At 41.5% G+C, this 24,347-nt stretch carries 27 protein-coding genes, 1 pseudogene and 1 other annotated feature; of the genes and pseudogenes, 25 read left to right on the forward strand and 3 right to left on the reverse strand.

Annotated features, from left to right (window positions below):
- Positions 1–54 precede the first annotated feature (54 nt).
- Together M1G05_RS02040 and M1G05_RS02045 are read right to left on the reverse strand one after the other, a co-directional pair.
- The gene (locus M1G05_RS02040; protein WP_000791756.1) at positions 55–1,137 is read right to left on the reverse strand and encodes a DEAD/DEAH box helicase; all 1,083 of its coding nucleotides are present in this window, start codon (positions 1,135–1,137) and stop codon (positions 55–57) included.
- Positions 1,134–2,111: a Gfo/Idh/MocA family protein gene (locus M1G05_RS02045; protein ID WP_247952970.1), complete on the reverse strand. Its 978-nt coding sequence runs from the start codon at positions 2,109–2,111 to the stop codon at positions 1,134–1,136. Before M1G05_RS02045 ends, M1G05_RS02040 begins: the two co-directional genes overlap by 4 nt.
- Before the next feature lie 141 nt (positions 2,112–2,252).
- On the opposite strand from M1G05_RS02045, the gene M1G05_RS02050 reads away from it, so the two are divergent.
- The 5 genes from M1G05_RS02050 to M1G05_RS02070 all read left to right on the forward strand — a co-directional run bounded on the left by M1G05_RS02050 (position 2,253) and on the right by M1G05_RS02070 (position 4,853).
- Positions 2,253–2,957, forward strand: a complete 705-nt coding sequence (locus M1G05_RS02050) for a YoaK family protein (RefSeq protein WP_247952971.1) — start codon at positions 2,253–2,255, stop codon at positions 2,955–2,957.
- 58 nt (positions 2,958–3,015) lie between these two features.
- Positions 3,016–3,103, forward strand: a sequence feature (ribosomal protein L21 leader region).
- A 36-nt stretch (positions 3,104–3,139) separates the two neighbouring features.
- Positions 3,140–3,454, forward strand: coding sequence for a 50S ribosomal protein L21 (gene rplU / locus M1G05_RS02055; protein ID WP_000109141.1), 315 nt, complete (start codon positions 3,140–3,142; stop codon positions 3,452–3,454).
- 15 nt (positions 3,455–3,469) lie between these two features.
- Positions 3,470–3,814 (forward strand): ribosomal-processing cysteine protease Prp, encoded by a 345-nt coding sequence (locus M1G05_RS02060; protein WP_000613699.1) that lies wholly within the window; start codon positions 3,470–3,472, stop codon positions 3,812–3,814.
- Positions 3,815–3,830: 16 nt separating this feature from the next.
- A complete protein-coding gene (gene rpmA, locus M1G05_RS02065; RefSeq protein ID WP_000916509.1) occupies positions 3,831–4,124 on the forward strand; it encodes a 50S ribosomal protein L27 in 294 nt (97 codons plus the stop codon).
- A 273-nt stretch (positions 4,125–4,397) separates the two neighbouring features.
- Entirely contained in the window at positions 4,398–4,853 is a 456-nt protein-coding gene (locus M1G05_RS02070) for a DUF5301 domain-containing protein (protein WP_371512707.1), read from the forward strand.
- A gap of 175 nt (positions 4,854–5,028) precedes the next feature.
- Here the strand turns inward: M1G05_RS02070 and M1G05_RS02075 are convergent.
- Positions 5,029–5,103, reverse strand: a pseudogene (locus M1G05_RS02075) (AraC family transcriptional regulator); the annotation flags it as partial.
- On the opposite strand from M1G05_RS02075, the gene M1G05_RS02080 reads away from it, so the two are divergent.
- The 20 genes from M1G05_RS02080 (at position 5,096) to M1G05_RS02175 (ending at position 24,300) form a co-directional block, all read left to right on the forward strand.
- Positions 5,096–6,004 carry a LysR family transcriptional regulator gene (locus M1G05_RS02080; RefSeq protein ID WP_001025697.1) on the forward strand — a complete coding sequence of 303 codons (909 nt, stop codon included), beginning with the start codon at positions 5,096–5,098 and terminating at the stop codon, positions 6,002–6,004. The pseudogene M1G05_RS02075 and the gene M1G05_RS02080 overlap by 8 nt on opposite strands.
- Complete coding sequence (gene lspA, locus M1G05_RS02085; RefSeq protein WP_000745686.1) at positions 6,001–6,462, forward strand: signal peptidase II; 462 nt, start codon at positions 6,001–6,003, stop codon at positions 6,460–6,462. The genes M1G05_RS02080 and lspA overlap by 4 nt, the downstream gene beginning before the upstream one ends.
- Entirely contained in the window at positions 6,452–7,339 is an 888-nt protein-coding gene (locus tag M1G05_RS02090) for an RluA family pseudouridine synthase (RefSeq protein WP_247952972.1), read from the forward strand. Before lspA ends, M1G05_RS02090 begins: the two co-directional genes overlap by 11 nt.
- Positions 7,340–7,341: 2 nt before the next feature.
- Entirely contained in the window at positions 7,342–9,228 is a 1,887-nt protein-coding gene (gene cbpE, locus M1G05_RS02095) for a phosphorylcholine esterase CbpE (RefSeq protein ID WP_070527304.1), read from the forward strand.
- A 97-nt stretch (positions 9,229–9,325) separates the two neighbouring features.
- Positions 9,326–10,435: a glutamate 5-kinase gene (gene proB, locus M1G05_RS02100; RefSeq protein WP_247952973.1), complete on the forward strand. Its 1,110-nt coding sequence runs from the start codon at positions 9,326–9,328 to the stop codon at positions 10,433–10,435.
- Between the two features lie 9 nt (positions 10,436–10,444).
- Entirely contained in the window at positions 10,445–11,707 is a 1,263-nt protein-coding gene (locus M1G05_RS02105; RefSeq protein ID WP_247952974.1) for a glutamate-5-semialdehyde dehydrogenase, read from the forward strand.
- A 3-nt stretch (positions 11,708–11,710) separates the two neighbouring features.
- Entirely contained in the window at positions 11,711–12,508 is a 798-nt protein-coding gene (proC, locus tag M1G05_RS02110) for a pyrroline-5-carboxylate reductase (RefSeq protein ID WP_247952975.1), read from the forward strand.
- A gap of 120 nt (positions 12,509–12,628) precedes the next feature.
- A complete protein-coding gene (gene tmk, locus M1G05_RS02115) occupies positions 12,629–13,267 on the forward strand; it encodes a dTMP kinase (protein ID WP_139689899.1) in 639 nt (212 codons plus the stop codon).
- A complete protein-coding gene (locus tag M1G05_RS02120; protein ID WP_139689898.1) occupies positions 13,264–14,154 on the forward strand; it encodes a DNA polymerase III subunit delta' in 891 nt (296 codons plus the stop codon). Before tmk ends, M1G05_RS02120 begins: the two co-directional genes overlap by 4 nt.
- Positions 14,155–14,194: 40 nt before the next feature.
- Complete coding sequence (gene yabA, locus M1G05_RS02125) at positions 14,195–14,512, forward strand: DNA replication initiation control protein YabA (protein ID WP_000358227.1); 318 nt, start codon at positions 14,195–14,197, stop codon at positions 14,510–14,512.
- 2 nt (positions 14,513–14,514) lie between these two features.
- Positions 14,515–15,393, forward strand: a complete 879-nt coding sequence (gene rsmI / locus M1G05_RS02130; protein ID WP_247952976.1) for a 16S rRNA (cytidine(1402)-2'-O)-methyltransferase — start codon at positions 14,515–14,517, stop codon at positions 15,391–15,393.
- Between the two features lie 235 nt (positions 15,394–15,628).
- Entirely contained in the window at positions 15,629–16,963 is a 1,335-nt protein-coding gene (gene trmFO, locus M1G05_RS02135; RefSeq protein ID WP_000083709.1) for a methylenetetrahydrofolate--tRNA-(uracil(54)-C(5))-methyltransferase (FADH(2)-oxidizing) TrmFO, read from the forward strand.
- Between the two features lie 83 nt (positions 16,964–17,046).
- Positions 17,047–17,772: a UMP kinase gene (gene pyrH, locus M1G05_RS02140; RefSeq protein ID WP_000002995.1), complete on the forward strand. Its 726-nt coding sequence runs from the start codon at positions 17,047–17,049 to the stop codon at positions 17,770–17,772.
- A 20-nt stretch (positions 17,773–17,792) separates the two neighbouring features.
- Complete coding sequence (frr, locus tag M1G05_RS02145; protein ID WP_001262225.1) at positions 17,793–18,350, forward strand: ribosome recycling factor; 558 nt, start codon at positions 17,793–17,795, stop codon at positions 18,348–18,350.
- A gap of 59 nt (positions 18,351–18,409) precedes the next feature.
- Positions 18,410–19,264, forward strand: a complete 855-nt coding sequence (cvfB, locus tag M1G05_RS02150) for an RNA-binding virulence regulatory protein CvfB (RefSeq protein ID WP_001095435.1) — start codon at positions 18,410–18,412, stop codon at positions 19,262–19,264.
- 8 nt (positions 19,265–19,272) lie between these two features.
- On the forward strand, positions 19,273–19,488 hold the full coding sequence (locus M1G05_RS02155) for a YozE family protein (protein WP_001232089.1): 216 nt from the start codon (positions 19,273–19,275) through the stop codon (positions 19,486–19,488).
- Positions 19,489–19,572: 84 nt separating this feature from the next.
- Positions 19,573–20,577, forward strand: coding sequence for a PhoH family protein (locus tag M1G05_RS02160; RefSeq protein WP_247952977.1), 1,005 nt, complete (start codon positions 19,573–19,575; stop codon positions 20,575–20,577).
- Positions 20,578–20,789: 212 nt separating this feature from the next.
- A complete protein-coding gene (locus M1G05_RS02165) occupies positions 20,790–21,359 on the forward strand; it encodes a GNAT family N-acetyltransferase (protein ID WP_247952978.1) in 570 nt (189 codons plus the stop codon).
- Between the two features lie 66 nt (positions 21,360–21,425).
- Complete coding sequence (locus M1G05_RS02170) at positions 21,426–22,076, forward strand: helix-hairpin-helix domain-containing protein (protein WP_247952979.1); 651 nt, start codon at positions 21,426–21,428, stop codon at positions 22,074–22,076.
- Entirely contained in the window at positions 22,060–24,300 is a 2,241-nt protein-coding gene (locus M1G05_RS02175; protein ID WP_247952980.1) for a DNA internalization-related competence protein ComEC/Rec2, read from the forward strand. The genes M1G05_RS02170 and M1G05_RS02175 overlap by 17 nt, the downstream gene beginning before the upstream one ends.
- The last annotated feature ends 47 nt before the right edge of the window (positions 24,301–24,347 follow it).

The following is a 24,347-nucleotide window of genomic DNA, read 5'->3' on the forward strand; positions in this document are numbered from 1 at the left end:
GAATTGTACACAAAAAAGCTCTATACACTTGATGGGCATAGAGCAAACGGAGCTTTATCTGATATAGAGTTCTTGGTTTTTCAAGACAATTTCACGTACGCTTGCAAACTTTTTGAGTTTTTTGATTTCTTCTGGATGAGTGACGAGAGTGATAACATATCCTTCTTTACCCATGCGACCTGTACGGCCAGCACGGTGAGTGTAGGTTTCAATATCTCTAGGAACATCAAAGTTTACGACACATTCTAGGCTATCGATATCAATTCCACGTGCCAGAAGGTCTGTTGCAAGAAGTAGGGTTAGTTGCTTGTCTTTAAACTTTTCTAAGATGACTTTTCTAAATTTGACATTGACATCACTAGCGAGGGAAACAGCCAGGATATCCCGATATTGTAGTTTTTCTTCTGCACTTCCAAGGTCTGATAGGCTGTTAAAGAAGACTAGACCACGGAAATCCTCTACATGAGCCAGTTTTCGTAGCATATCCACTCGGTGACGTTGCTCTACCTGCATGTAGAAGTGCTGGATGTTGTCCAGTTTTTGATCAGAGAGATTAATGGTACGTGTGTTAGGCGCAATCTTCTTTTGGTCAAACTTGGTTGTCGCACTCATATAGACAAGTTGGTGGTCACGAGGTGCGTAGTGAGTAATTTTCTCGACAAAGTGTATCTGAGAATCATCTAGTAATTGGTCGAATTCATCCAGGATGATGGTTTCCACATTCATCATCTTGATTTTTTTCAATTTAATCAGTTCAAAGATACGGCCAGGGGTTCCAATCAGAATTTCTGGTCCTTTTTTGAGTCGTTCAATTTGACGTTTTTGACTCGAACCTGATAAGAAGAGTTGGGTAGTTAAGCAGATAGCTTCAGCCCACGTTTTACATACATCAAAAATCTGTCCAGCAAGCTCAGTATTTGGTGCTAGAATCAAGAGTTGTTGGTTTTTTTTCTTTTGTAGTCTGAGAAGACTTGGTAGAAGGTAAGCTAGGGTCTTACCAGTTCCTGTTGGGCTCACTCCTAGGAGGTTTTCTCCAGCAAGAAGGGGCTCAAATAGTTGGGTTTGAATGGGAGTGAATTCTTGGAAACCGAGTTGGTCACTCAGTTCTTGCCATTCAGTCGGTAGTTTGTTTTTCATTTTTCTGCCTCAAATCTAATGCCAGCAGTCTGGCGCATGGTAAATAGTAGTTCATGAACAAAACTTGCATCTTCCAACCAAGTTTGGTAGAGATTCAGATCTGGTTGCTGGATCATGTGTGCAAATGCAGCGACTTCCTCAGTCATTGTATGAGGAGCCTGTTGGATAGGGAGTTGGACTTGATTGCCTTGATGGTCGGTAAAAATAGCCGAGCTGACATGTTCGATGGTGTTGAGCGTCAGGGTTCCATCTGTCGTATAAATTTCGCAAGGGAGATTGGAAGTGATGTTTTTCCCAGCCTTGATATGAACTTGAAAGTCAGGGTAGAAGAGAATTCCGTCTCCATTTAGGTCAATGCTATTGTATAGCTGTTGAGCCTGATAGGTCGCGTCTTGAGCTTTTCCAAAGAGACGAACGACAGCGTAGAGAGGATAAATCCCCAAATCCATAAGCGCTCCACCAGCAAAACGGTCTGAGAAGACATTTGGTGATTCCCCAGTCAACAAGTTAGGCATTTTAGAAGAATACTTGGCATAGTTGAGATCTGCTCCCAACACATGCTTGTCTGCTAAAAAGTTTTTGATGATAGTGAAAGCTTTTTCATGGTAATTGCGAGCTGCTTCGAATATAAAACAGTGATTTTTCTTAGCTGTATGTCTCAAATCTAGCCATTCATGTGGCTGAGTGACAGCTGGCTTTTCAAGAATGACATGTTTACCTGCAGACAATGCAGCTTTTGCCTGAGCAAAATGCAAGGAGTTTGGGCTAGCAATATAGACCACATCAAAGGAGCTCTTGAAGAAGTCCTCTACTTGATCAAAGAGTTGGATATTTTGATAGCGAGAAGCAAAGGTTGCCGCAGTTTCTAGTTTTCTAGAATAGACTGCGACCAGCTTGTATTCTCCACTGGAATGGGCTGCTTCTATGAAGTGGTGGCTGATAGCCCCTGTTCCGATGACACCTAATTTAAGCATAGTTACTCCTTTTCCGATTTCAAATCTTTCTTTCATTATAACATAGATAGACGGGACTATCCAACAGAGGGGAAAAAATTTCAAATAAGCTACTAGGTCTTTTCCAAAGAAAGTGGTACAATAATGAGATGAGTAAATGAAATGGGAGGGAAAATGAGGTTATTACCTATAAGAAAAATATCACGTCAGTCTAAGAGGCTAGCGCTTTTTTTGACTTTTTGTGCAGGTTATGTAGATGCCTATACGTTTATTTTGCGAGGGAATACTCTTGTAGCTGGACAAACTGGGAATGTCGTCTTTCTATCAGTGGGACTCATTCAACACAATGTGTCAGATGCCAGTGCCAAAGTAATGACCTTACTAGCTTTTATGATGGGGGTCTTTTTATTAACTGTTTATAAGGAAAAATTGAGAATTGTGAAAAAGCCAATTCTGTCACTGATTCCTTTGGCAATCTTATCAATCATTATTGGTTTTGTGCCGCAAACTGTAGATAATATCTATCTAGTGCCGCCCTTGGCTTTCTGTATGGGATTGGTGACAACTGCTTTTGGTGAGGTTTCGGGTATTGCCTACAATAATGCCTTTATGACAGGGAATATCAAACGAACCATGCTGGCTTTTGGAGATTATTTCCGAACCAAGCACACTCCTTTTTTGCGTGAAGGGTTCATATTTGTTAGCCTATTTAGTAGTTTTGTCCTTGGCGTTGTCTTTTCAGCCTCTTTGACGATTTTTTATCATGAAAAGACCATTCTTGGTGTTCCTATTATGATGAGCATTTTTTACCTCAGCATGCTTTTTGCTTCGTGGCGGAAAAAAGTAAAAGAAAAAGCTTCATTTTAGGTGTTATTACTTGTAAGAAAATAGGAGATATGCTATACTTGAAGAGTTGACTATGCACGATCCTGTGCAACCGCACGAACATCGTTGCTTGATTATTCAAGTTTAAGTGGTTCGTCCCACGATGCTAGGCGAGTCTTCACAAAAAATTCGGGGAAACCCATAAAAATCATAGGAGGTGCATAATGAGCACATACGCAATTATCAAAACTGGCGGAAAACAAGTTAAAGTTGAAGTTGGTCAAGCAGTTTACGTTGAAAAATTGAACGTTGAAGCTGGTCAAGAAGTTACTTTTAACGAAGTTGTTCTTGTTGGTGGTGAAAACACTGTTGTCGGAACTCCACTTGTTGCTGGAGCTACTGTAGTTGGAACTGTTGAAAAACAAGGAAAACAAAAGAAAGTTGTTACTTACAAGTACAAACCTAAAAAAGGTAGCCACCGTAAACAAGGTCACCGTCAACCATATACAAAAGTTGTCATCAACGCAATTAACGCTTAATTTTAAGGAGAACACATGATACAGGCAGTCTTTGAGAGAGCCGAAGATGGCGAGCTGAGGAGTGCGGAAATTACTGGACACGCCGAGAGTGGCGAATACGGCTTAGATGTCGTGTGTGCATCGGTTTCTACGCTTGCCATTAACTTTATCAATTCTATTGAGAAATTTGCAGGCTATGAACCAATCCTAGAATTAAACGAAGATGAAGGTGGCTATCTGATGGTTGAAATACCAAAAGATCTTCCTTCACACCAGAGAGAAATGACCCAGTTATTCTTTGAATCATTTTTCTTAGGTATGGCAAACTTATCGGAGAACTCTTCAGAGTTCGTCCAAACCAGAGTTATCACAGAAAACTAACACGGAGGAAAACATTATGTTAAAAATGACTCTTAACAACTTGCAACTTTTCGCCCACAAAAAAGGTGGAGGTTCTACATCAAACGGACGTGATTCACAAGCGAAACGTCTTGGAGCTAAAGCAGCTGACGGACAAACTGTAACAGGTGGATCAATCCTTTACCGTCAACGTGGTACACACATCTACCCAGGTGTAAACGTTGGACGTGGTGGAGACGATACTTTGTTCGCTAAAGTTGAGGGCGTAGTACGCTTTGAACGTAAAGGACGCGATAAAAAGCAGGTTTCTGTTTACCCAATCGCTAAATAAAAAGGTCCAGTGAACCTTTTTATCCCGAGCCTTAAAATATAAAGGCGAGGAAGCTAGAAGTAGCATTAAATAAGGCTTTCCGAGTTTTCGGAGAGCCTATTTTTTTATTTTGATACCCATTTTGGTACCCATATTTTAAAACCATATGTAAGAAGAGAATTTATCGGCTACTTTATTTTACAATGAAAAAATAGTTGAATGTAAAACTTTTACAATAATGAATTTTATAAGGGAATAAGATATTGTAAAAATTGCTAAGATTTGATATTATAATTGTATCTGAGTAAGGAAGCAGGAATATGGAAAGGAGTGAGCCTATATGAAAAAATTATCATAATGATAGTCTGTTCAATCTCTTTTCTTGTTTTATCTGCTTGCGTTAGTAACAAAAAACTTATTCTTCCTGAACCTGAAACGATCTCTGTAATTTCCCTGCAGAAAACAATCTCTGAAGATATTAAAACTATAACCAAGAGAGAAGAAATCTCAAAATTGATTGAGGAGATACAGAAACAGTCCAAATCTACAACTTTGGAGAGTTTCAATGATCAACCGACAAATGTTAAAGATTACATCATTATCAAATTCACTCATCAGAATGAAGAAAATGATAGTGTAGCCTATCTATATACTATGAAAGAAAAACAGTATATTGAGCAACCCTATGTTGGGATTTGGGAGGTAAGTCCAGATATAGCGAATAGGGTTGAAGAAGCTTATTCTAGTTGATTTATAGAATAAAAGAAATTTTTAGAGAGTTTTCTTGTATCATGTTTTAAACGGTAAATCAACAAGATTTGCTGTTTTTATTTGTTTGAAATAAAATGAGGACTGAAAAAAGATATCATTCTAATTCTTGTATTGGGGTATTAGAGTATTCGCTTAGACTTGAAAATTTCCAGACTTTTTTCCTTTTTGGAAAACTTCTAAAATATGGTATAATGAAAAGATAAAGAAGTTGGGGGTAGAAGATGAACATTCAACAATTACGCTATGTTGTGGCTATTGCGAATAGCGGTACTTTTCGTGAAGCTGCTGAAAAGATGTATGTTAGTCAGCCGAGTCTGTCTATTTCTGTTCGTGATTTGGAAAAAGAGTTGGGCTTTAAGATTTTCCGTCGGACCAGCTCAGGGACTTTCTTGACTCGTCGTGGTATGGAATTTTATGAAAAAGCGCAAGAATTGGTTAAAGGATTTGATATTTTTCAAAATCAGTATGCCAATCCTGAGGAAGAAAAGGATGAATTTTCCATTGCTAGTCAGCACTATGACTTCTTGCCACCAACCATTACGGCCTTTTCAGAGCGCTATCCTGATTATAAGAACTTTCGTATTTTTGAATCAACTACTGTTCAAATTTTAGATGAAGTAGCGCAAGGGCATAGTGAGATCGGGATTATCTACCTCAACAATCAAAATAAAAAAGGTATTATGCAACGGGTTGAAAAGCTAGGTCTGGAGGTCATTGAATTGATTTCCTTCCATACCCACATTTATCTCCGCGAGGGGCATCCTTTGGCTCAGAAAGAGGAATTGGTTATGGAGGATTTAGCTGATCTACCAACGGTTCGTTTCACTCAAGAAAAAGACGAGTACCTTTATTATTCAGAGAACTTTGTTGATACCAGTGCGAGCTCGCAGATGTTCAATGTGACAGACCGTGCTACTTTGAATGGTATTTTGGAGCGGACGGACGCTTATGCAACAGGTTCCGGATTTTTAGATAGTGACAGTGTCAATGGGATTACAGTCATTCGTCTCAAGGATAACCTAGATAATCGCATGGTCTATGTTAAACGTGAAGAAGTGGAGCTGAGTCAAGCTGGGACTCTCTTTGTAGAAGTCATGCAAGAATATTTTAATCAGAAGAGGAAATCATGAAAAAAAGAGGAATAGTGGCAGTCATTGTACTACTTTTGATTGGGCTTGATCAGTTGGTAAAATCCTATATCGTCCAGCAGATTCCACTGGGTGAAGTACGCTCTTGGATTCCCAATTTCGTTAGTTTGACCTACCTGCAAAATCGAGGTGCAGCCTTTTCTATCTTACAAGATCAGCAGTTGTTATTCGCTGTCATTACCCTGGTTGTCGTGGTAGGTGCCATTTGGTATCTACATAAACACATGGAGGACTCATTCTGGATGGTCTTGGGTTTGACCTTGATTATCGCAGGTGGTCTTGGAAACTTTATTGACAGGGTAAGTCAGGGCTTTGTTGTGGATATGTTTCACTTGGACTTTATCAATTTTGCAATTTTCAATGTGGCAGATAGCTATCTGACTGTTGGAGTGATTATTTTATTGATTGCAATGCTAAAAGAGGAAATAAATGGAAATTAAAATTGAAACTGGTGGCCTGCGTTTAGATAAGGCTTTGTCGGATTTGACAGAATTATCACGTAGTCTCGCGAATGAACAAATCAAATCAGGACAGGTCTTGGTTAATGGTCAAGTCAAGAAAGCTAAATACACAGTTCAAGAGGGTGATGTCGTCACTTACCATGTACCAGAGCCGGAGGTCTTAGAGTATGTGGCTGAGAATCTTCCGCTAGATATCATCTACCAAGATGAGGATGTGGCCGTCGTTAACAAACCTCAGGGGATAGTGGTGCATCCGAGTGCTGGTCATACTAGTGGAACTCTAGTAAATGCCCTTATGTATCATATTAAGGACTTGTCGGGTATCAATGGGGTTCTACGCCCAGGAATTGTTCATCGTATTGATAAGGATACGTCTGGCCTTCTCATGATTGCTAAAAACGATGAGGCGCATCTAGCACTTGCCCAAGAACTCAAGGATAAAAAGTCTCTCCGCAAATATTGGGCTATTGTTCATGGAAATCTGCCTAATGATCGTGGTGTGATTGAAGCTCCGATTGGCCGTAGTGAAAAAGACCGTAAGAAACAGGCTGTGACTGCTAAAGGGAAGCCTGCAGTGACCCGTTTCCACGTCTTGGAACGTTTTGGTGATTACAGCTTGGTAGAGTTGCAGCTAGAGACAGGACGCACTCATCAAATCCGTGTTCACATGGCTTATATTGGCCATCCAGTCGCTGGTGATGAGGTCTATGGTCCTCGCAAGACTTTGAAAGGACATGGACAATTTCTCCATGCCAAGACTCTAGGCTTTACCCATCCGAGAACAGGTGAGACCATGGAATTTACAGCAGATATCCCAGAGATTTTTAAGGAAACATTGGAGAGATTGAGAAAGTAAGAATGAAAAAGAAATTAACTAGTTTAGCACTTGCAGGTGCTTTTTTATGCTTGTCATTTCATGGGAATGTTCAAGCTCAAGAAAGTTCAGGAAATAAAATCCACTTTATAAATGTTCAGGAAGGTGGCAGTGATGCGATCATTCTTGAAAGTAATGGACATTTTGCCATGGTGGATACAGGAGAAGATTATGATTTCCCAGATGGAAGTGATTCTCGTTACCCATGGAGAGAAGGAATTGAAACATCTTATAAGCATGTTCTGACAGATCGTGTTTCGCGACATTTAAAGGAATTGGGTGTCCAAAAACTTGATTTTATTTTGGTAACCCATACCCATAGTGACCATATTGGAAACGTTGATGAGTTACTGCAAACCTATCCAGTTGGTCGTATCTACATGAAAAAATACTCTGATAGTCGGATTACAACACCAACTCATCTATGGGATAATCTGTATGGCTATGATAAGGTTTTACAGACTTCTGCAGAAAAAGGTGTTTCAGTTATTCAAAACATTACACAAGGAGATGCTCATTTTCAGTTTGGGGACATGGATATTCAACTCTATAACTATGAAAATGAAACTGATTCATCAGGTGAATTAAAGAAAATTTGGGATGACAATTCTAATTCTTTGATTAGTGTAGTGAAAGTCAATGGTAAGAAAATTTACCTCGGAGGAGATTTGGATAATGCTCATGGAGCAGAAGACAAGTATGGTCCTCTCATTGGAAAAGTTGATTTGATGAAGTTTAATCATCACTATGATACCAATAAATCAAACACCAAGGATTTCATTAAAAATTTGAGTCCGAGTTTGATTGTTCAAACTTCGGATAGTTTACCTTGGAAAAATGGTGTTGATAGTGAGTATGTCAATTGGCTCAAAGAACGAGGAATTGAGAGAATTAACGCAGCCAGCAAAGACTATGATGCGACAGTTTTTGATATTCGACAAGATGGTTTTGTCAATATTTCAACTTCTTACAAGCAGATTCCAAGTTTTCAAGCTGGTTGGCATAAGAGTGCTTATGGAAACTGGTGGTATCAAGCGCCTGACTCTACAGGAGAATATGCAGTTGGTTGGAATGAAATCAAGGGTGAATGGTATTACTTCAACCAAACGGGTATCTTGTTACAGAATCAATGGAAAAAATGGAACAATCGTTGGTTCTATTTGACAGACTCTGGTGCATCTGCTAAAAATTGGAAGAAAATCAATGGAAGCTGGTATTATTTCAACAAAGAAAATCAGATGGAGACTGGTTGGCTTAATACTGGCGGTCAGACCTATTATCTATCAAATGATGGGGATATGATAACAGGATGGCGTAAGATTGATGGACAATGGTACTATTTTGCTCAATCAGGGGAAATGAAAACGGGCTGGGTAAAAGATAAAGAAACCTGGTACTATATGGATTCTACTGGTACCATGAAGACAGGCGAGATAGAAGTTTCTGGTCATCATTACTATCTAGAAGAATCAGGAGCTATGAAGCAAGGCTGGCTTAAAAAGGCAAATGATTGGTATTTCTATAAGGAAGACGGTTCACGAGCTGTTGGTTGGATTAAAGACAAGGATAAATGGTACTTCTTGAAAGAAAATGGTCAATTACTTGTGAACGGTAAGACACCAGAAGGCTATACTGTTGATTCAAGTGGTGCCTGGTTAGTGGATGTTCCGGTAGAGAAATCTGCTACAACTAGAGATACAAGTAACTCAGAAATAAAAGAATCCAATGAAGTAGTGAAAAAAGATCTTGAAAATAAAGAAACGAGTCAACACGAAAGTATTACAAGTTCTTCAACTAGTCAAGATTTGACTTCTTCAACTTCACAAAGCACTGAAACAAGTGCAAATAAATCGGAATCAGAACAGCAGTAAAAAAGAAGGTTTTAGGGCCTTCTTTTTCCTATCAACTCTTTTCTATTTCCTGCCATTCATGTTATAATGGATAAATATGAAGAATCGGAGTGAGACTATGAAATACAAACGGATTGTCTTTAAGGTGGGGACTTCTTCTCTGACAAATGAGGATGGAAGTTTATCACGTAGTAAGGTAAAGGCTATTACCCAGCAATTGGCTATGTTGCACGAAGCTGGTCATGAATTGATTTTGGTGTCGTCAGGTGCCATTGCTGCAGGTTTTGGGGCCTTAGGATTTAAAAAGCGTCCGACTAAGATTGCTGATAAACAGGCTTCAGCAGCGGTAGGACAAGGGCTTTTGTTGGAAGAATACACGACCAATCTTCTCTTGCGCCAAATCGTTTCTGCACAAATCTTGCTGACCCAGGATGACTTTGTGGATAAGCGCCGTTATAAAAATGCCCATCAGGCTTTGTCAGTTCTACTTAGCCGTGGAGCGATTCCTATCATCAACGAGAATGACAGTGTCGTCATTGATGAGCTCAAGGTTGGGGACAATGATACTCTGAGTGCACAGGTTGCAGCCATGGTCCAAGCAGACCTTTTGGTCCTCTTGACAGACGTAGACGGTCTCTATACAGGAAATCCTAATTCAGACCCAAGAGCCAAACGCTTGGAGCGAATCGAGACCATCAATCGTGAGATTATTGATATGGCAGGTGGAGCAGGTTCTTCAAACGGAACTGGGGGCATGCTTACAAAAATCAAAGCTGCAACTATTGCGACAGAATCAGGAGTTCCTGTTTATATCTGCTCATCTTTGAAGACAGATGCCATGATTGAAGCAGCTGAGGAGACTAAGGATGGTTCCTACTTTGTTGCTCAAGAGAAGGGACTTCGTACCCAGAAACAATGGCTGGCTTTTTATGCTCAGAGTCAGGGTTCTATTTGGGTTGATAAAGGGGCTGCAGAAGCTCTCTCCCAACATGGAAAGAGTCTTCTCTTATCTGGTGTAGTTGACGCAGAAGGGGCCTTTTCTTACGGTGATATTGTGACAGTATTTGACAAGGAAAGTGGAAAATCACTTGGAAAAGGACGCGTGCAATTTGGAGCATCTGCTTTGGAGGATATGTTGCGTTCTCAAAAAGCCAAAGGTGTCTTGATTCACCGTGACGATTGGATTTCCATTACTCCTGAAATCCAACTACTCTTTACAGAATTTTAGAGGTAAATTATGGTAAGTACACAAGAACAATTTGAACAGGTACAGGCTGTTAAAAAATCGATTAACACAGCTAGTGAAGAGGTGAAAAACCAAGCCTTGCTAGCCATGGCTGATCACTTATTAGCAGCTACTGAGGAAATTTTAGCAGCCAATGCCCTTGATATGGAAGCTGCTAAGGGTAAAATCTCAGATGTAATGCTGGATCGTCTTTATTTGGATGCAAGTCGTATAGAAGCAATGGCAACCGGGATTCGTGAAGTGGTTGCTTTACCAGATCCAATCGGTGAAGTTTTGGAAACAAGTCAGCTTGAAAATGGCTTGGTTATCACCAAGAAACGTGTAGCTATGGGAGTTATTGGTATAATCTATGAAAGCCGTCCAAATGTGACGTCTGATGCGGCTGCTTTGGCTCTTAAAAGTGGAAATGCAGTTGTTCTTCGTAGTGGTAAGGATGCCTATCAAACGGCCCATGCCATTGTCACAGCCTTGAAGAAGGGTTTGGAGACAACGACCATTCATCCAGATGTGATTCAACTAGTGGAAGATACCAGCCGTGAAAGTAGCTATGCTATGATGAAGGCCAAGGGCTATCTAGACCTGCTCATTCCTCGTGGAGGGGCTGGTTTGATCAATGCAGTGGTTGAGAATGCGATTGTACCAGTTATCGAGACAGGAACTGGGATTGTCCATGTTTATGTCGATAAGGACGCAGATGAGGACAAGGCACTGTCTATCATCAACAATGCCAAAACTAGTCGTCCTTCTGTCTGCAATGCCATGGAGGTTCTACTTGTTCATGAAGACAAAGCAGCAAGCTTCCTTCCTCGCTTGGAGCAAGTTCTAGTTGCAGAGCGCAAGGAAGCTGGACTGGAGCCAATTCAATTCCGTGTAGATAGCACAGCAAGTCAGTTTGTTTCAGGTCGAGTAGCTGAGGCCCAAGACTTTGACACCGAGTTTTTAGACTATGTACTAGCTGTTAAGGTTGTGAGCAGTTTAGAAGAAGCAGTTGCTCATATTGAAACCCACAGTACCCATCATTCGGATGCCATTGTGACGGAGAATGCTGAAGCTGCAGCTTACTTTACAGATCAAGTGGACTCAGCAGCCGTCTATGTCAATGCCTCAACTCGTTTCACAGATGGTGGCCAATTTGGTCTTGGTTGTGAAATGGGGATTTCTACTCAGAAATTGCACGCGCGTGGTCCAATGGGCTTGAAGGAGTTGACTAGCTACAAGTATGTGGTTACTGGTGACGGACAGATAAGGGAGTAAGAGATGAAGATTGGATTTATCGGTTTGGGGAATATGGGTGCTAGTTTGGCTAAGGCTGTCTTGCAGGCTAAGACGGGCGATGACCTTCTCCTTGCCAATCGTAGTCAAGTCAAGGTAGATGCTTTCATTGTCAACTTCGGTGGTCAGGCTTCCAGCAATGAAGAAATTTTTGCAGAAGCAGATGTGATTTTTCTAGGAGTTAAGCCTGCTCAGTTTTCTGAACTGCTTTCTCAATACCAGACCATCCTTAAAAAAAGAGAAAGTCTTCTTTTGATTTCCATGGCAGCCGGATTGACCTTGGAAAAACTAGCAACTCTTATACCAAGTCACCACAGAATTATTCGTATGATGCCAAATACCCCTGCTTCTATCGGACAAGGAGTGATTAGTTATGCCTTGTCTCCTAATTGCAGGGTTGAGGACAGTGAGCTCTTTTGTCAGCTTTTAAATAAGGCTGGTCTCTTGGTTGAACTGGGAGAAGGCTTAATCGACGCAGCGACAGGTCTTGCAGGCTGTGGACCGGCCTTTGTCTATCTCTTTATCGAAGCCTTGGCAGATGCAGGTGTTCAGACGGGATTGCCACGAGAAACGGCATTGAAAATGGCGGCTCAAACTGTGGTAGGAGCTGGGCAATTGGTTCTTGAAAGTCAGCAACATCCTGGAGTATTGAAAGACCAAGTTTGTAGCCCAGGCGGTTCGACTATCGCTGGTGTAGCAAGTCTGGAAGAACATGCCTTTAGAGGCACAGTCATGGACGCAGTTCATCAAGCCTATAAACGAACACAAGAACTAGGTAAATAAGAGGTTGGATGACTCCCAGCCTCTTTTATGGTCGAATGAATGGAGAAGACGCAAAAAGATTGTCACAAAAACCTATTTTTTTGATAGAATAGAAGGTAGAAAAAAAGAAATGAGTTAGACATGTCAAAAGGATTTTTAGTCTCTCTTGAGGGACCAGAGGGAGCAGGAAAAACCAGTGTTTTAGAGGCTCTGCTCCCAATTTTAGAGGAAAAAGGAGTAGAGGTACTGACGACCCGTGAGCCAGGTGGAGTCTTGATTGGAGAGAAGATTCGGGAAGTGATTTTAGATCCAAGTCATACTCAGATGGATCCTAAAACAGAGCTTCTTCTCTATATCGCCAGTCGCAGACAGCATTTGGTAGAAAAAGTTCTTCCAGCTCTTGGAGCTGGTAAGTTGGTCATTATGGACCGTTTCATCGATAGTTCTGTTGCCTATCAGGGATTTGGTCGTGGCTTGAATATTGATGCCATTGATTGGCTCAATCACTTTGTGACAGATGGCCTTAAACCCGATTTGACCCTCTATTTTGACATTGAGGTGGAAGAAGGGCTGGCTCGCATTGCTGCTAATAGTGACCGCGAGGTCAATCGTTTGGACATGGAAGGCTTAGACTTGCACAAAAAAGTTCGTAAAGGCTACCTTTCTCTTCTGGACAAAGAAGGAAATCGCATGGTCAAGATTGATGCGAGTCTTCCTTTGGAGCAAGTTGTGGAAACGACCAAGGCTGTCTTATTTGACAGAATGGGCTTGGCTAAATGAAACAAGATCAACTAAAGGCTTGGCAGCCAGACCAGTTTGACCGCTTTGTCCGTATCCTAGAACAAGACCAGCTCAATCACGCCTATCTCTTTTCGGGATTCTTTGGAAGCTTGGAAATGGCGCAGTTTTTGGCTAAGAGCCTCTTTTGTACGGATAAAGTAGGCGTTTTGCCGTGTGAGAAATGCCGAAACTGTAAGCTGATTGAACAGGAAGAATTTCCCGATGTTACCTTGATTAAGCCAGTCAATCAGGTCATCAAGACAGAACGGATTCGAGAATTAGTGGGACAGTTTTCCCAAGCAGGGATTGAAAGCCAGCAACAGGTTTTTATTATCGAGCAGGCGGATAAAATGCATCCCAACGCAGCCAATTCTTTGCTCAAGGTCATCGAAGAACCCCAGAGTGAAGTTTACATTTTCTTCTTAACCAGCGATGAGGAAAAGATCTTGCCGACCATCCGTAGTCGGACGCAGATTTTCCATTTTAAAAAGCAAGAAGAAAAGCTCATTCTTCAATTAGAACAAGCAGGTCTGGTCAAGAAAAAAGCGATTCTCTTAGCCCAGTTTTGTCAATCACGAGCTGAAGCTGAAAAGTTGGTCAATCAGGCTAGTTTTTGGACCTTGGTGGATGAAAGTGAGCGCCTACTGACTTGGTTATTAGCCAAGAAGAGAGAGAGTTATTTGCAGGTAGCCAAATTAGTTAGCCTGGCAGATGACAAGGAAAAACAAGATCAAGTTTTGCGGATCCTCGAAGTCCTCTGTGGTCAGGATCTCTTGCAAGCAAAGATTCGTCAGATTTTACAAGATTTGCTAGAAGCTAGAAAAATGTGGCAGGCTAATGTCAGTTTTCAAAATGCCATGGAATATCTGGTCTTGAAAGAAATATAAACTCAAAGAATGAATGATAAAGAAAGGAAAGGGCTGGTTTATGGATAAGAAAGAATTATTTGATGCACTGGACGATTTTTCCCAACAGTTATTGGTGACCTTGGCCGATGTGGAAGCCATCAAGAAAAATCTCAAGAGCCTGGTAGAGGAAAATACAGCTCTTCGCTTGGAAAATAGTAAGTTGCGAGAACGCTTGGGTGAGGTGGAGGCAGACGCTCCTGTCAAGGCTAAGCATGTTCGTGAAAGTGTCCGTCGCATTTATAAAGATGGTTTTCACGTATGTAATGATTTTTATGGACAACGTCGAGAGCAGGACGAGGAATGTATGTTCTGTGACGAGTTGTTGTACAGGGAGTAGGCATGCAGATTCAAAAAAGTTTTAAGGGGCAGTCTCTCTACGGCAAGCTGTACCTAGTGGCAACGCCGATTGGCAATTTAGATGATATGACCTTTCGAGCTATTCAGACCTTGAAAGAGGTGGATTGGATTGCTGCTGAGGACACGCGCAATACAGGACTTTTACTCAAGCATTTTGACATTTCTACCAAGCAGATTAGTTTTCATGAGCACAATGCCAAGGAAAAAATTCCTGATTTGATTGGTTTCCTGAAAGCAGGACAAAGTATTGCTCAGGTTTCTGATGCGGGTCTGCCTAGCATCTCAGACCCTGGTCATGATTTGGTTAAGGCAGCCATTGAGGAAGAAATTGCGGTTGTGACTGTTCCAGGTGCCTCTGCAGGAATTTCTGCCTTGATTGCCAGTGGTTTAGCGCCGCAGCCACATATCTTTTACGGCTTTTTACCGAGAAAATCAGGCCAGCAAAAGCAATTTTTCGACTCGAAAAAAGACTATCCTGAAACACAAATTTTCTATGAATCCCCTCATCGTGTAGCAGATACATTGGAAAATATGCTAGAAGTCTACGGTGATCGCTCGGTCGTCTTGGTCAGGGAATTGACTAAAATCTATGAAGAATACCAAAGAGGAAAGATCTCTGAATTGCTGGAAAGCATCTCTGAAACGCCACTTAAGGGAGAATGCCTTCTCATCGTTGAAGGTGCCAGTCAGGATGTGGAGGAAAAAGACGAGGAGGACTTGTTTTTAGAAATCCAAGCCCGTATCCAGCAAGGCATGAAGAAAAACCAAGCTATCAAGGAAGTCGCTAAGATTTACCAGTGGAATAAAAGTCAGCTCTACGCTGTCTACCACGACTGGGAAGAAAATCAAGAAAATGACTAAACAGGGAAGTTTGCCTTCTTCCCTTTTTTTGTTATACTAGTAGAAGAAAAAATTAGAAAGATTTGTGGGAGTGAAAAAGTCCGGGGGACTTTTTCAGCCTGAGCCAAGAAATTCGAGAGCGAGGAAAGTCCGGGGGACTTTTTCAGCCTGAGCCAGGAAATTCGAAAGCGAGTAAGTTCGATTGGCTTTTTCAATGTGAACCTTGTCTTCACACTCCCAAAGAGGTATTAGTGTCGTGTCTCAATCTTATATCAATGTTATCGGTGCTGGTTTGGCAGGTTCTGAAGCTGCCTACCAAATTGCAGAACGTGGTATTCCAGTTAAACTTTATGAAATGCGTGGTGTCAAGTCAACACCCCAGCACAAAACAGACAATTTTGCAGAGTTAGTTTGTTCTAATTCCCTTCGTGGAGATGCTCTGACAAATGCAGTTGGTCTTCTTAAGGAAGAAATGCGTCGCTTGGGTTCTGTTATTTTGGAATCTGCTGAAGCAACCCGTGTTCCTGCAGGAGGTGCGCTTGCGGTGGACCGAGATGGTTTCTCTCAAATGGTGACCGAAAAAGTGGCTAACCACCCCTTGATTGAAGTGGTGCGTGATGAAATTACAGAATTGCCGACAGATGTTATCACAGTTGTGGCGACTGGTCCTTTGACAAGTGATGCCTTGGCTGAAAAAATTCATGCCCTTAATGATGGCGATGGTTTCTATTTTTACGATGCGGCAGCACCTATTATTGATGTCAACACCATTGATATGAGCAAGGTCTATCTCAAGTCTCGTTATGATAAGGGAGAGGCGGCCTACCTCAATGCCCCTATGACCAAGCAAGAATTTATGGATTTCCATGAAGCCTTAGTCAATGCGGAAGAAGCGCCGCTGAATTCTTTTGAAAAAGAAAAGTATTTTGAGGGCTGTATGCCTATCGAAGTCATGGCCAAACGTGGTATTAAAACCATGCTTTATGGTCCGATGAAACCAGTTGGCCTTGAGTATCCGGACGACTACACAGGACCTCGTGATGGAGAATTTAAAACACCTTATGCGGTGGTTCAGCTGCGTCAGGACAATGCGGCTGGTAGCCTCTACAATATCGTTGGTTTCCAGACTCACCTCAAATGGGGAGAACAAAAGCGAGTCTTCCAAATGATTCCAGGTCTTGAAAATGCTGAGTTTGTCCGTTATGGTGTTATGCACCGCAATTCTTACATGGATTCACCAAATCTTCTTGAGCAGACTTACCGTTCTAAGAAACAACCAAATCTCTTCTTTGCTGGTCAGATGACGGGTGTGGAAGGCTATGTTGAATCAGCGGCATCAGGTTTAGTAGCTGGCATTAACGCGGCTCGTCTCTTCAAGGGAGAAAGCGAGGCTATTTTCCCAGAGACGACAGCGATTGGAAGTCTGGCTCATTACATCACTCATGCCGACAGCAAACATTTCCAACCAATGAATGTCAATTTCGGAATTATCAAGGAGTTGGAAGGCGAGCGTATCCGTGATAAGAAGGCTCGTTATGAAAAAATTGCAGAGCGTGCTCTTAGCGACTTAGAGGAATTTTTAACAGTCTAATTTTTTTGAAAGAATTGCTCATGATACTATAAAAATCTTAGAAATTGTGATAAAATAGGTAGGATAAAAAAAGGAGAGTGAAAATGGCGAATCCCAAGTATAAACGTATTTTAATCAAGTTATCAGGTGAAGCCCTTGCCGGTGAACGTGGCGTAGGGATTGATATCCAAACAGTTCAAACAATCGCAAAAGAGATTCAAGAAGTTCATAGCTTAGGTATCGAAATTGCCCTTGTTATTGGTGGAGGAAATCTCTGGCGTGGAGAACCTGCAGCAGAAGCAGGTATGGACCGCGTTCAGGCAGATTACACAGGAATGCTTGGGACTGTTATGAATGCTCTTGTGATGGCAGATTCATTGCAACAAGTTGGGGTTGATACACGTGTGCAAACAGCTATTGCTATGCAACAAGTGGCAGAGCCTTATGTCCGTGGACGTGCCCTTCGTCACCTTGAAAAAGGCCGTATCGTTATCTTTGGTGCCGGAATTGGTTCACCTTACTTCTCAACAGATACAACAGCGGCCCTTCGTGCAGCTGAAATCGAAGCGGATGCTATCCTTATGGCTAAAAATGGCGTAGATGGTGTTTACAATGCCGATCCTAAGAAGGACAAGACAGCTGTTAAATTTGAAGAATTGACTCACCGTGATGTTATCAATAAAGGTCTTCGTATCATGGACTCAACAGCTTCAACCCTCTCTATGGACAACGACATTGACTTGGTTGTCTTCAACATGAACCAACCAGGCAACATCAAACGTGTCGTATTTGGTGAAAATATCGGAACAACAGTTTCAAATAATATCTAAGAAAAGGAATAAGAAAGATTATGGCTAACGCAATTATTGAAAAAGCTAAAGAGAGAATGACCCAGTCTCACCAATCACTTGCTCGTGAATTTGGTGGTATCCGTGCTGGCCGTGCCAATGCAAGCTTGCTTGACCGTGTACATGTAGAATACTATGGAGTCGAAACTCCTCTTAACCAAATCGCTTCAATTACGATTCCAGAAGCGCGTGTTTTGTTGGTAACACCATTTGATAAGTCTTCATTGAAAGACATCGAACGTGCTTTGAACGCTTCTGATCTTGGTATCACACCAGCTAACGACGGTTCTGTTATTCGTTTGGTTATCCCTGCACTTACAGAAGAAACTCGTCGTGACCTTGCTAAAGAAGTGAAGAAGGTCGGCGAAAATGCTAAAGTGGCTGTCCGCAATATCCGTCGCGATGCTATGGACGAAGCTAAGAAACAAGAAAAAGCAAAAGAAATCACTGAAGACGAATTGAAGACTCTTGAAAAAGACATTCAAAAAGTAACAGACGATGCTGTTAAACACATCGACGACATGACTGCTAACAAAGAGAAAGAACTTTTGGAAGTCTAAAAATAAACAGAAAAACTCAGTTGGCATTGCTGGCTGAGTTTTATTCGAAAGAAGGAAATATGAATACAAATCTTGCAAGTTTTATCGTTGGACTGATCATCGATGAAAACGACCGTTTTTACTTTGTGCAAAAGGATGGTCAAACCTATGCTCTTGCTAAGGAAGAAGGTCAACATACAGTAGGGGATACGGTCAAAGGTTTTGCCTACACGGATATGAAGCAAAAACTCCGCCTGACAACCATAGAAGTGACTGCCACTCAGGACCAATTTGGTTGGGGAACTGTAACGGAAGTTCGTAAAGACTTGGGTGTCTTTGTGGATACAGGCCTTCCTGACAAGGAAATCGTTGTGTCACTCGATATCCTCCCTGAGCTTAAGGAACTTTGGCCTAAGAAGGGCGACCAACTCTACATCCGTCTTGAAGTGGACAAGAAAGACCGTATCTGGGGACTCTTGGCTTATCAAGAAGATTTCCAACGTCTGGCTCGTCCTGCCTACAACAACATGCAGAACCAAAACTGGCCAGCCATTGTTTACCGTCTCAAGCTGTCAGGGACCTTTGTCTATCTGCCAGAAAATAACATGCTTGGTTTTATCCATCCTAGCGAGCGTTACGCAGAGCCACGTTTGGGACAAGTTCTAGATGCGCGTGTCATTGGTTTCCGTGAAGTGGACCGCACGTTGAACCTCTCCCTCAAACCACGTTCTTTTGAAATGTTGGAAAATGATGCTCAGATGATTTTGACTTACTTGGAAAGCAATGGCGGTTTCATGACCTTAAATGATAAGTCATCTCCAGACGACATCAAGGCAACCTTTGGCATTTCTAAAGGTCAGTTCAAGAAAGCTTTAGGTGGCTTAATGAAGGCTGGTAAAATCAAGCAAGACCAGTTTGGGACAGAGTTGATTTAGGGAGATTTATGAGAAAATCATTTTACACTTGGCTCATGACCGAGCGCAATCCTAAAAGTAATAGTCCTAAAGCTATCTTGGCAGACCTAGCTTTTGAAGAGTCTTCCTTCCCAAAACACACCGATGATTTTGATGAGGTGAGTCGCTTTTTGGAGGAGCATGCCAGTTTCTCTTTTAACCTAGGAGACTTTGACGCTATCTGGCAAGAATACTTAGAACACTAGCATGATTCACTGGGTTTGGGCTAGTAATTTCTCCGCCCCTTTGCTATAATAAAAAGAAATAAAAGGATTAGAGAGGTTCTTTATTTGAAGGAACATTCAATAGACATTCAACTGAGTCATCCAGATGACCTGTTTCATCTTTTTGGTTCCAATGAACGCCATCTTCGTTTGATGGAAGAAGAGCTTGATGTGGTGATTCATGCTCGTACTGAGATTGTACAGGTTTTGGGAGAAGAGACTGCCTGTGAGGAAGCCCGTCAAGTTATTCAAGCCTTGATGGTTTTGGTGAATCGTGGGATGACGGTTGGGACGCCAGATGTGGTGACTGCAATTAGCATGGTCAAAAACGATGAAATCGACAAGTTTGTTGCCCTTTACGAAGAAGAAATTATCAAAGATAATACAGGGAAACCTATCCGTGTCAAAACCTTGGGTCAAAAACTTTATGTGGACAGTGTCAAACAGCATGATGTGACCTTTGGAATCGGACCTGCAGGAACTGGGAAGACCTTTCTTGCAGTTACCTTGGCAGTGACAGCCCTTAAACGTGGGCAGGTCAAACGAATTATCCTGACACGCCCAGCGGTGGAAGCAGGAGAGAGTCTAGGTTTTCTTCCGGGTGATCTTAAGGAGAAGGTAGATCCTTACCTTAGACCTGTTTATGATGCCTTGTATCAGATTCTGGGGAAAGACCAAACGACTCGTCTCATGGAGCGTGAAATTATCGAGATTGCGCCCCTTGCCTATATGCGTGGACGGACCTTGGATGATGCCTTTGTCATTCTCGATGAGGCGCAAAATACGACCATCATGCAGATGAAGATGTTTTTGACTCGTTTAGGCTTTAATTCTAAGATGATTGTCAATGGAGATATCAGTCAGATTGACCTGCCACGTAACGTCAAGTCTGGTCTGATTGATGCTCAAGAAAAACTCAAGAACATCCATCAGATTGACTTTGTTCATTTTTCAGCTAAGGATGTGGTTCGCCATCCTGTTGTCGCTCAGATTATCCGAGCTTATGAACCAGCTCCAGTTAAAAAAGAAGAGAGTGAAGAATTAGTTCCTCAACCTCTATCTGAAGGATAGTTCTTTTGTACTTAAAGTTATATCAATGCTAACTCTATAGTAGATTGAAGCTAGAATAGTACGTCGTGACTGCTAAAATATTTCTAGAAATTAATTTGACTTTCCTAATCGATTTATTCATATCTTATTTTAATCTACTATAAGTTTGCTTTTTAAATGTTTTATTCAATATCCTTGTATTAGATTAGAAAGGTTTCAAGTGGAAGAAACGTATGGAATCAATCTTTTTAAAACTAGCTCGGTATCCCATAGTCGAGACAGAGCGTTTATTGCTTAGACCTGTAACCTTGGATGATGCGGAAGCAATGTTTGCCTATGCCTCGGACAAGGATAATACGCGCTACACTTTTCCAACCAATCAAAGCTTGGAAGAAACCAAGAATAACATTGCTCAGTTCTACTTGTCCAATTCCTTGGGACGGTGGGGAATAGAACTAAAAAGCAATGGTCAGTTTATTGGAACCATTGACTTGCACAAGATTGATCCTGTTATAAAGAAGGCAGCTATTGGCTACATTATCAATAAAAAGTATTGGAATAAAGGATTGACGACAGAAGCCAATCGTGCCGTAATTGAGCTAGCTTTTGAGAAGTTAGGAATGAATAAGTTAGTTGCTTTACACGATAAGGCTAATCCCGCATCTGGCAAGGTCATGGAGAAATCAGGCATGCTTTTTTCCTATGTAGAACCATATGCTTGTATGGACCAGCATGAAGAAGGCCGAATCGTGACAAGAGTTCATTATGTCTTGACCAAGGAAGACTATTTTGCAAATAAATAAGCAGTTGAGAAGAAATTTTCGACTGTTTTTTCTTTCTCTTACGAATAATCTAAGAGAGGAGAATATATGGAAGCAATTATCGAGAAAATCAAAGAGTATAAAATCATTGTCATCTGTACTGGTCTGGGCTTACTTGTCGGCGGATTTTTCCTGCTAAAGCCAGCTCCACAAACAGCTGTCAAGGAAACGAATTTGCAGGCAGAAGTTGCAGCTGTTTCCAAGGATTCATCGACCGAAAAGGATGTGAAGAAGGAAGAAAAGGAAGAACCGGTTGAACAAGATCTAATCACCGTAGATGTGAAAGGTGCTGTTAAATCGCCAGGGATTTATGATTTGCCGGTAGGTAGTCGAGTCAATGATGCTGTTCAGAAGGCTGGTGGCTTGACAGAACAAGCAGACAGCAAGTCGCTCAATCTAGCTCAGAAAGTTAGTGATGAGGCTCTGGTTTACGTTCCATCTAAGGGAGAAGAAGTAGCTAGTCAACAGGCAGGTTCTGGAGCGCCTTCTTCAACAAGCAAGGACAAGAAGGTCAATCTCAACAAGGCCAGTCTGGAAGAACTCAAGCAGGTAAAGGGACTGGGAGGAAAACGAGCTCAGGACATTATCGATCATCGTGAGTCAAATGGGAAATTCAAGTCGGTTGATGAACTTAAGAAGGTCTCTGGAATTGGTGCCAAGACCATAGAAAAGCTAAAAGATTATGTTACAGTGGATTAAGAATTTCCCTATTCCCCTAATTTACCTGAGTTTTCTGTTGCTTTGGCTTTACTATTCTATTTTCTCAGCATCTTATCTTGCTTTGTTGGGCTTTGTTTTTCTGCTAGTCTGTCTCTTTATTCAATTTCCTTGGAAATCAGCAGGTAGAGTTCTAGTGATTTGTGGAATCTTTGGTTTCTGGTTTCTGTTTCAAAATTGGCAACAGACACAAGCTAGTCAAAACTTAGTCGCTTATGTAGACAAGGTGAAGATTTTACCAGATACTATCAAAGTTAATGGAGATAGTTTATCCTTTCGTGGCAAGGCTGACGGACAAATTTTTCAAGTCTATTATAAACTCCAATCCGAGGAGGAGAAAGAATCCTTTCAAGCTTTAACAGATCTTCATGAGATAGGACTAGAAGGAAAACTTTCGGAGCCAGAGGGGCAGAGGAATTTTGGTGGCTTTAATTACCAAGCCTATCTGAAAACTCAGGGGATTTACCAGACTCTCAATATCAAAAAAATCCAGTCACTTCAAAAGGTTGGCAGTTGGGATATAGGTGAAAACCTGTCCAGTTTACGCCGAAAGGCTGTGGTTTGGATAAAGACACATTTTCCAGACCCTATGCGCAATTACATGACGGGGCTTCTATTAGGACATCTAGACACCGACTTTGAGGAGATGAATGAGCTTTATTCCAGTCTAGGAATTATCCACCTCTTTGCCTTATCAGGCATGCAGGTAGGTTTTTTCATGGATGGATTTAAGAAACTTCTCTTACGATTGGGCTTGACCCAAGAAAAGTTGAAGTGGCTGACTTATCCCTTTTCCATTCTCTATGCTGGTCTGACAGGATTTTCAGCATCTGTTGTTCGCAGTCTCTTGCAAAAGTTACTGGCTCAACATGGTGTTAAGGGCTTAGATAATTTTGCCTTGACGGTTCTTGTCCTCTTTATTATCATGCCAAACTTTTTCTTGACAGCAGGAGGAGTCTTGTCCTGCGCTTATGCTTTTATCTTGACCATGACCAGCAAAGAAGAGGAGGGGATCAAGGCTATTGCCAGAGAAAGTCTGGTCATTTCCTTGGGAATATTACCCATTCTGTCCTTCTATTTTGCGGAATTTCAACCTTGGTCTATCCTTTTGACCTTTGTCTTTTCCTTTCTATTTGACTTGGTCTTCTTACCGCTCTTGTCTATCTTATTTGCCCTTTCCTTTCTCTATCCAGTCATTCAGCTGAATTTTATCTTTGAATGGTTGGAAAGCATTATTCGCTTGGTGTCGCAGGTGGCAAGTAGACCTCTAGTCTTTGGACAACCCAATGCATGGCTTTTAATCTTATTGTTAATTTCCTTGGCTTTGGTCTATGATTTAAGGAAAAACATTAAAAGGCTAGCAGTGTTGAGCTTATTGATTACAGGTCTCTTTTTCCTGACCAAGCATCCACTGGAAAATGAAATTACCATGCTGGATGTGGGGCAAGGAGAAAGTATTTTCCTACGGGATGTAACTGGGAAAACCATTCTCCTAGATGTTGGTGGCAAGGCAGAGTCTGATAAGAAAATCGAAAAATGGCAAGAAAAGGCGACGACCAGCAATGCCCAGCGAACCTTGATTCCCTATCTCAAAAGTCGAGGAGTAGATAAGATTGACCAGCTGATTTTGACAAATACGGACAAGGAACATGTTGGAGATTTGTTGGAAGTGACCAAGGCATTCCATGTAGGGGAGATCTTAGTATCAAAAGGCAGTCTGAAACAGAAGGAATTTGTGGCAGATTTACAGGCGACTCAAACCAAGGTGCGTAGTGTGACAGTAGGAGAGAACTTGCCCATTTTTGGAAGTCAGTTAGAAGTCCTATCTTCAAGGAAAATGGGAGATAGAGGACACGATGATACCCTAGTTCTGTATGGGAAACTTTTGGATAAGCACTTTCTCTTCACTGGAAATTTGGAGGAGAAAGGAGAGAGGGACTTGTTGAAGCAATATCCTGACCTAGAAGTGGATGTTTTGAAATCTAGTCAACATGGCTCTAAAAAATCATCAAGTTCAGCCTTTCTAGAACAGCTCAAACCAGAGATGACTCTCATCTCAGTTGGAAAGAACAATCGAACGAAACTCCCCCATCAGGAAACCCTGACCCGACTGGAAGGTATCAATAGTAAAGTTTACCGAACTGACCAGCAAGGAGCTATACGCTTTAAGGGGTTGAATAGTTGGAAAATCGAAAGTGTTCGATAGGAAGGACAAATATTATATATTAGTAAAATAAACTAAAAATCTGTTGC

The sequence above is a fragment of the Streptococcus mitis genome (assembly GCF_023109515.1).
In the GTDB taxonomy this organism is placed as follows: Bacteria; Bacillota; Bacilli; order Lactobacillales; family Streptococcaceae; genus Streptococcus; species Streptococcus mitis_CS.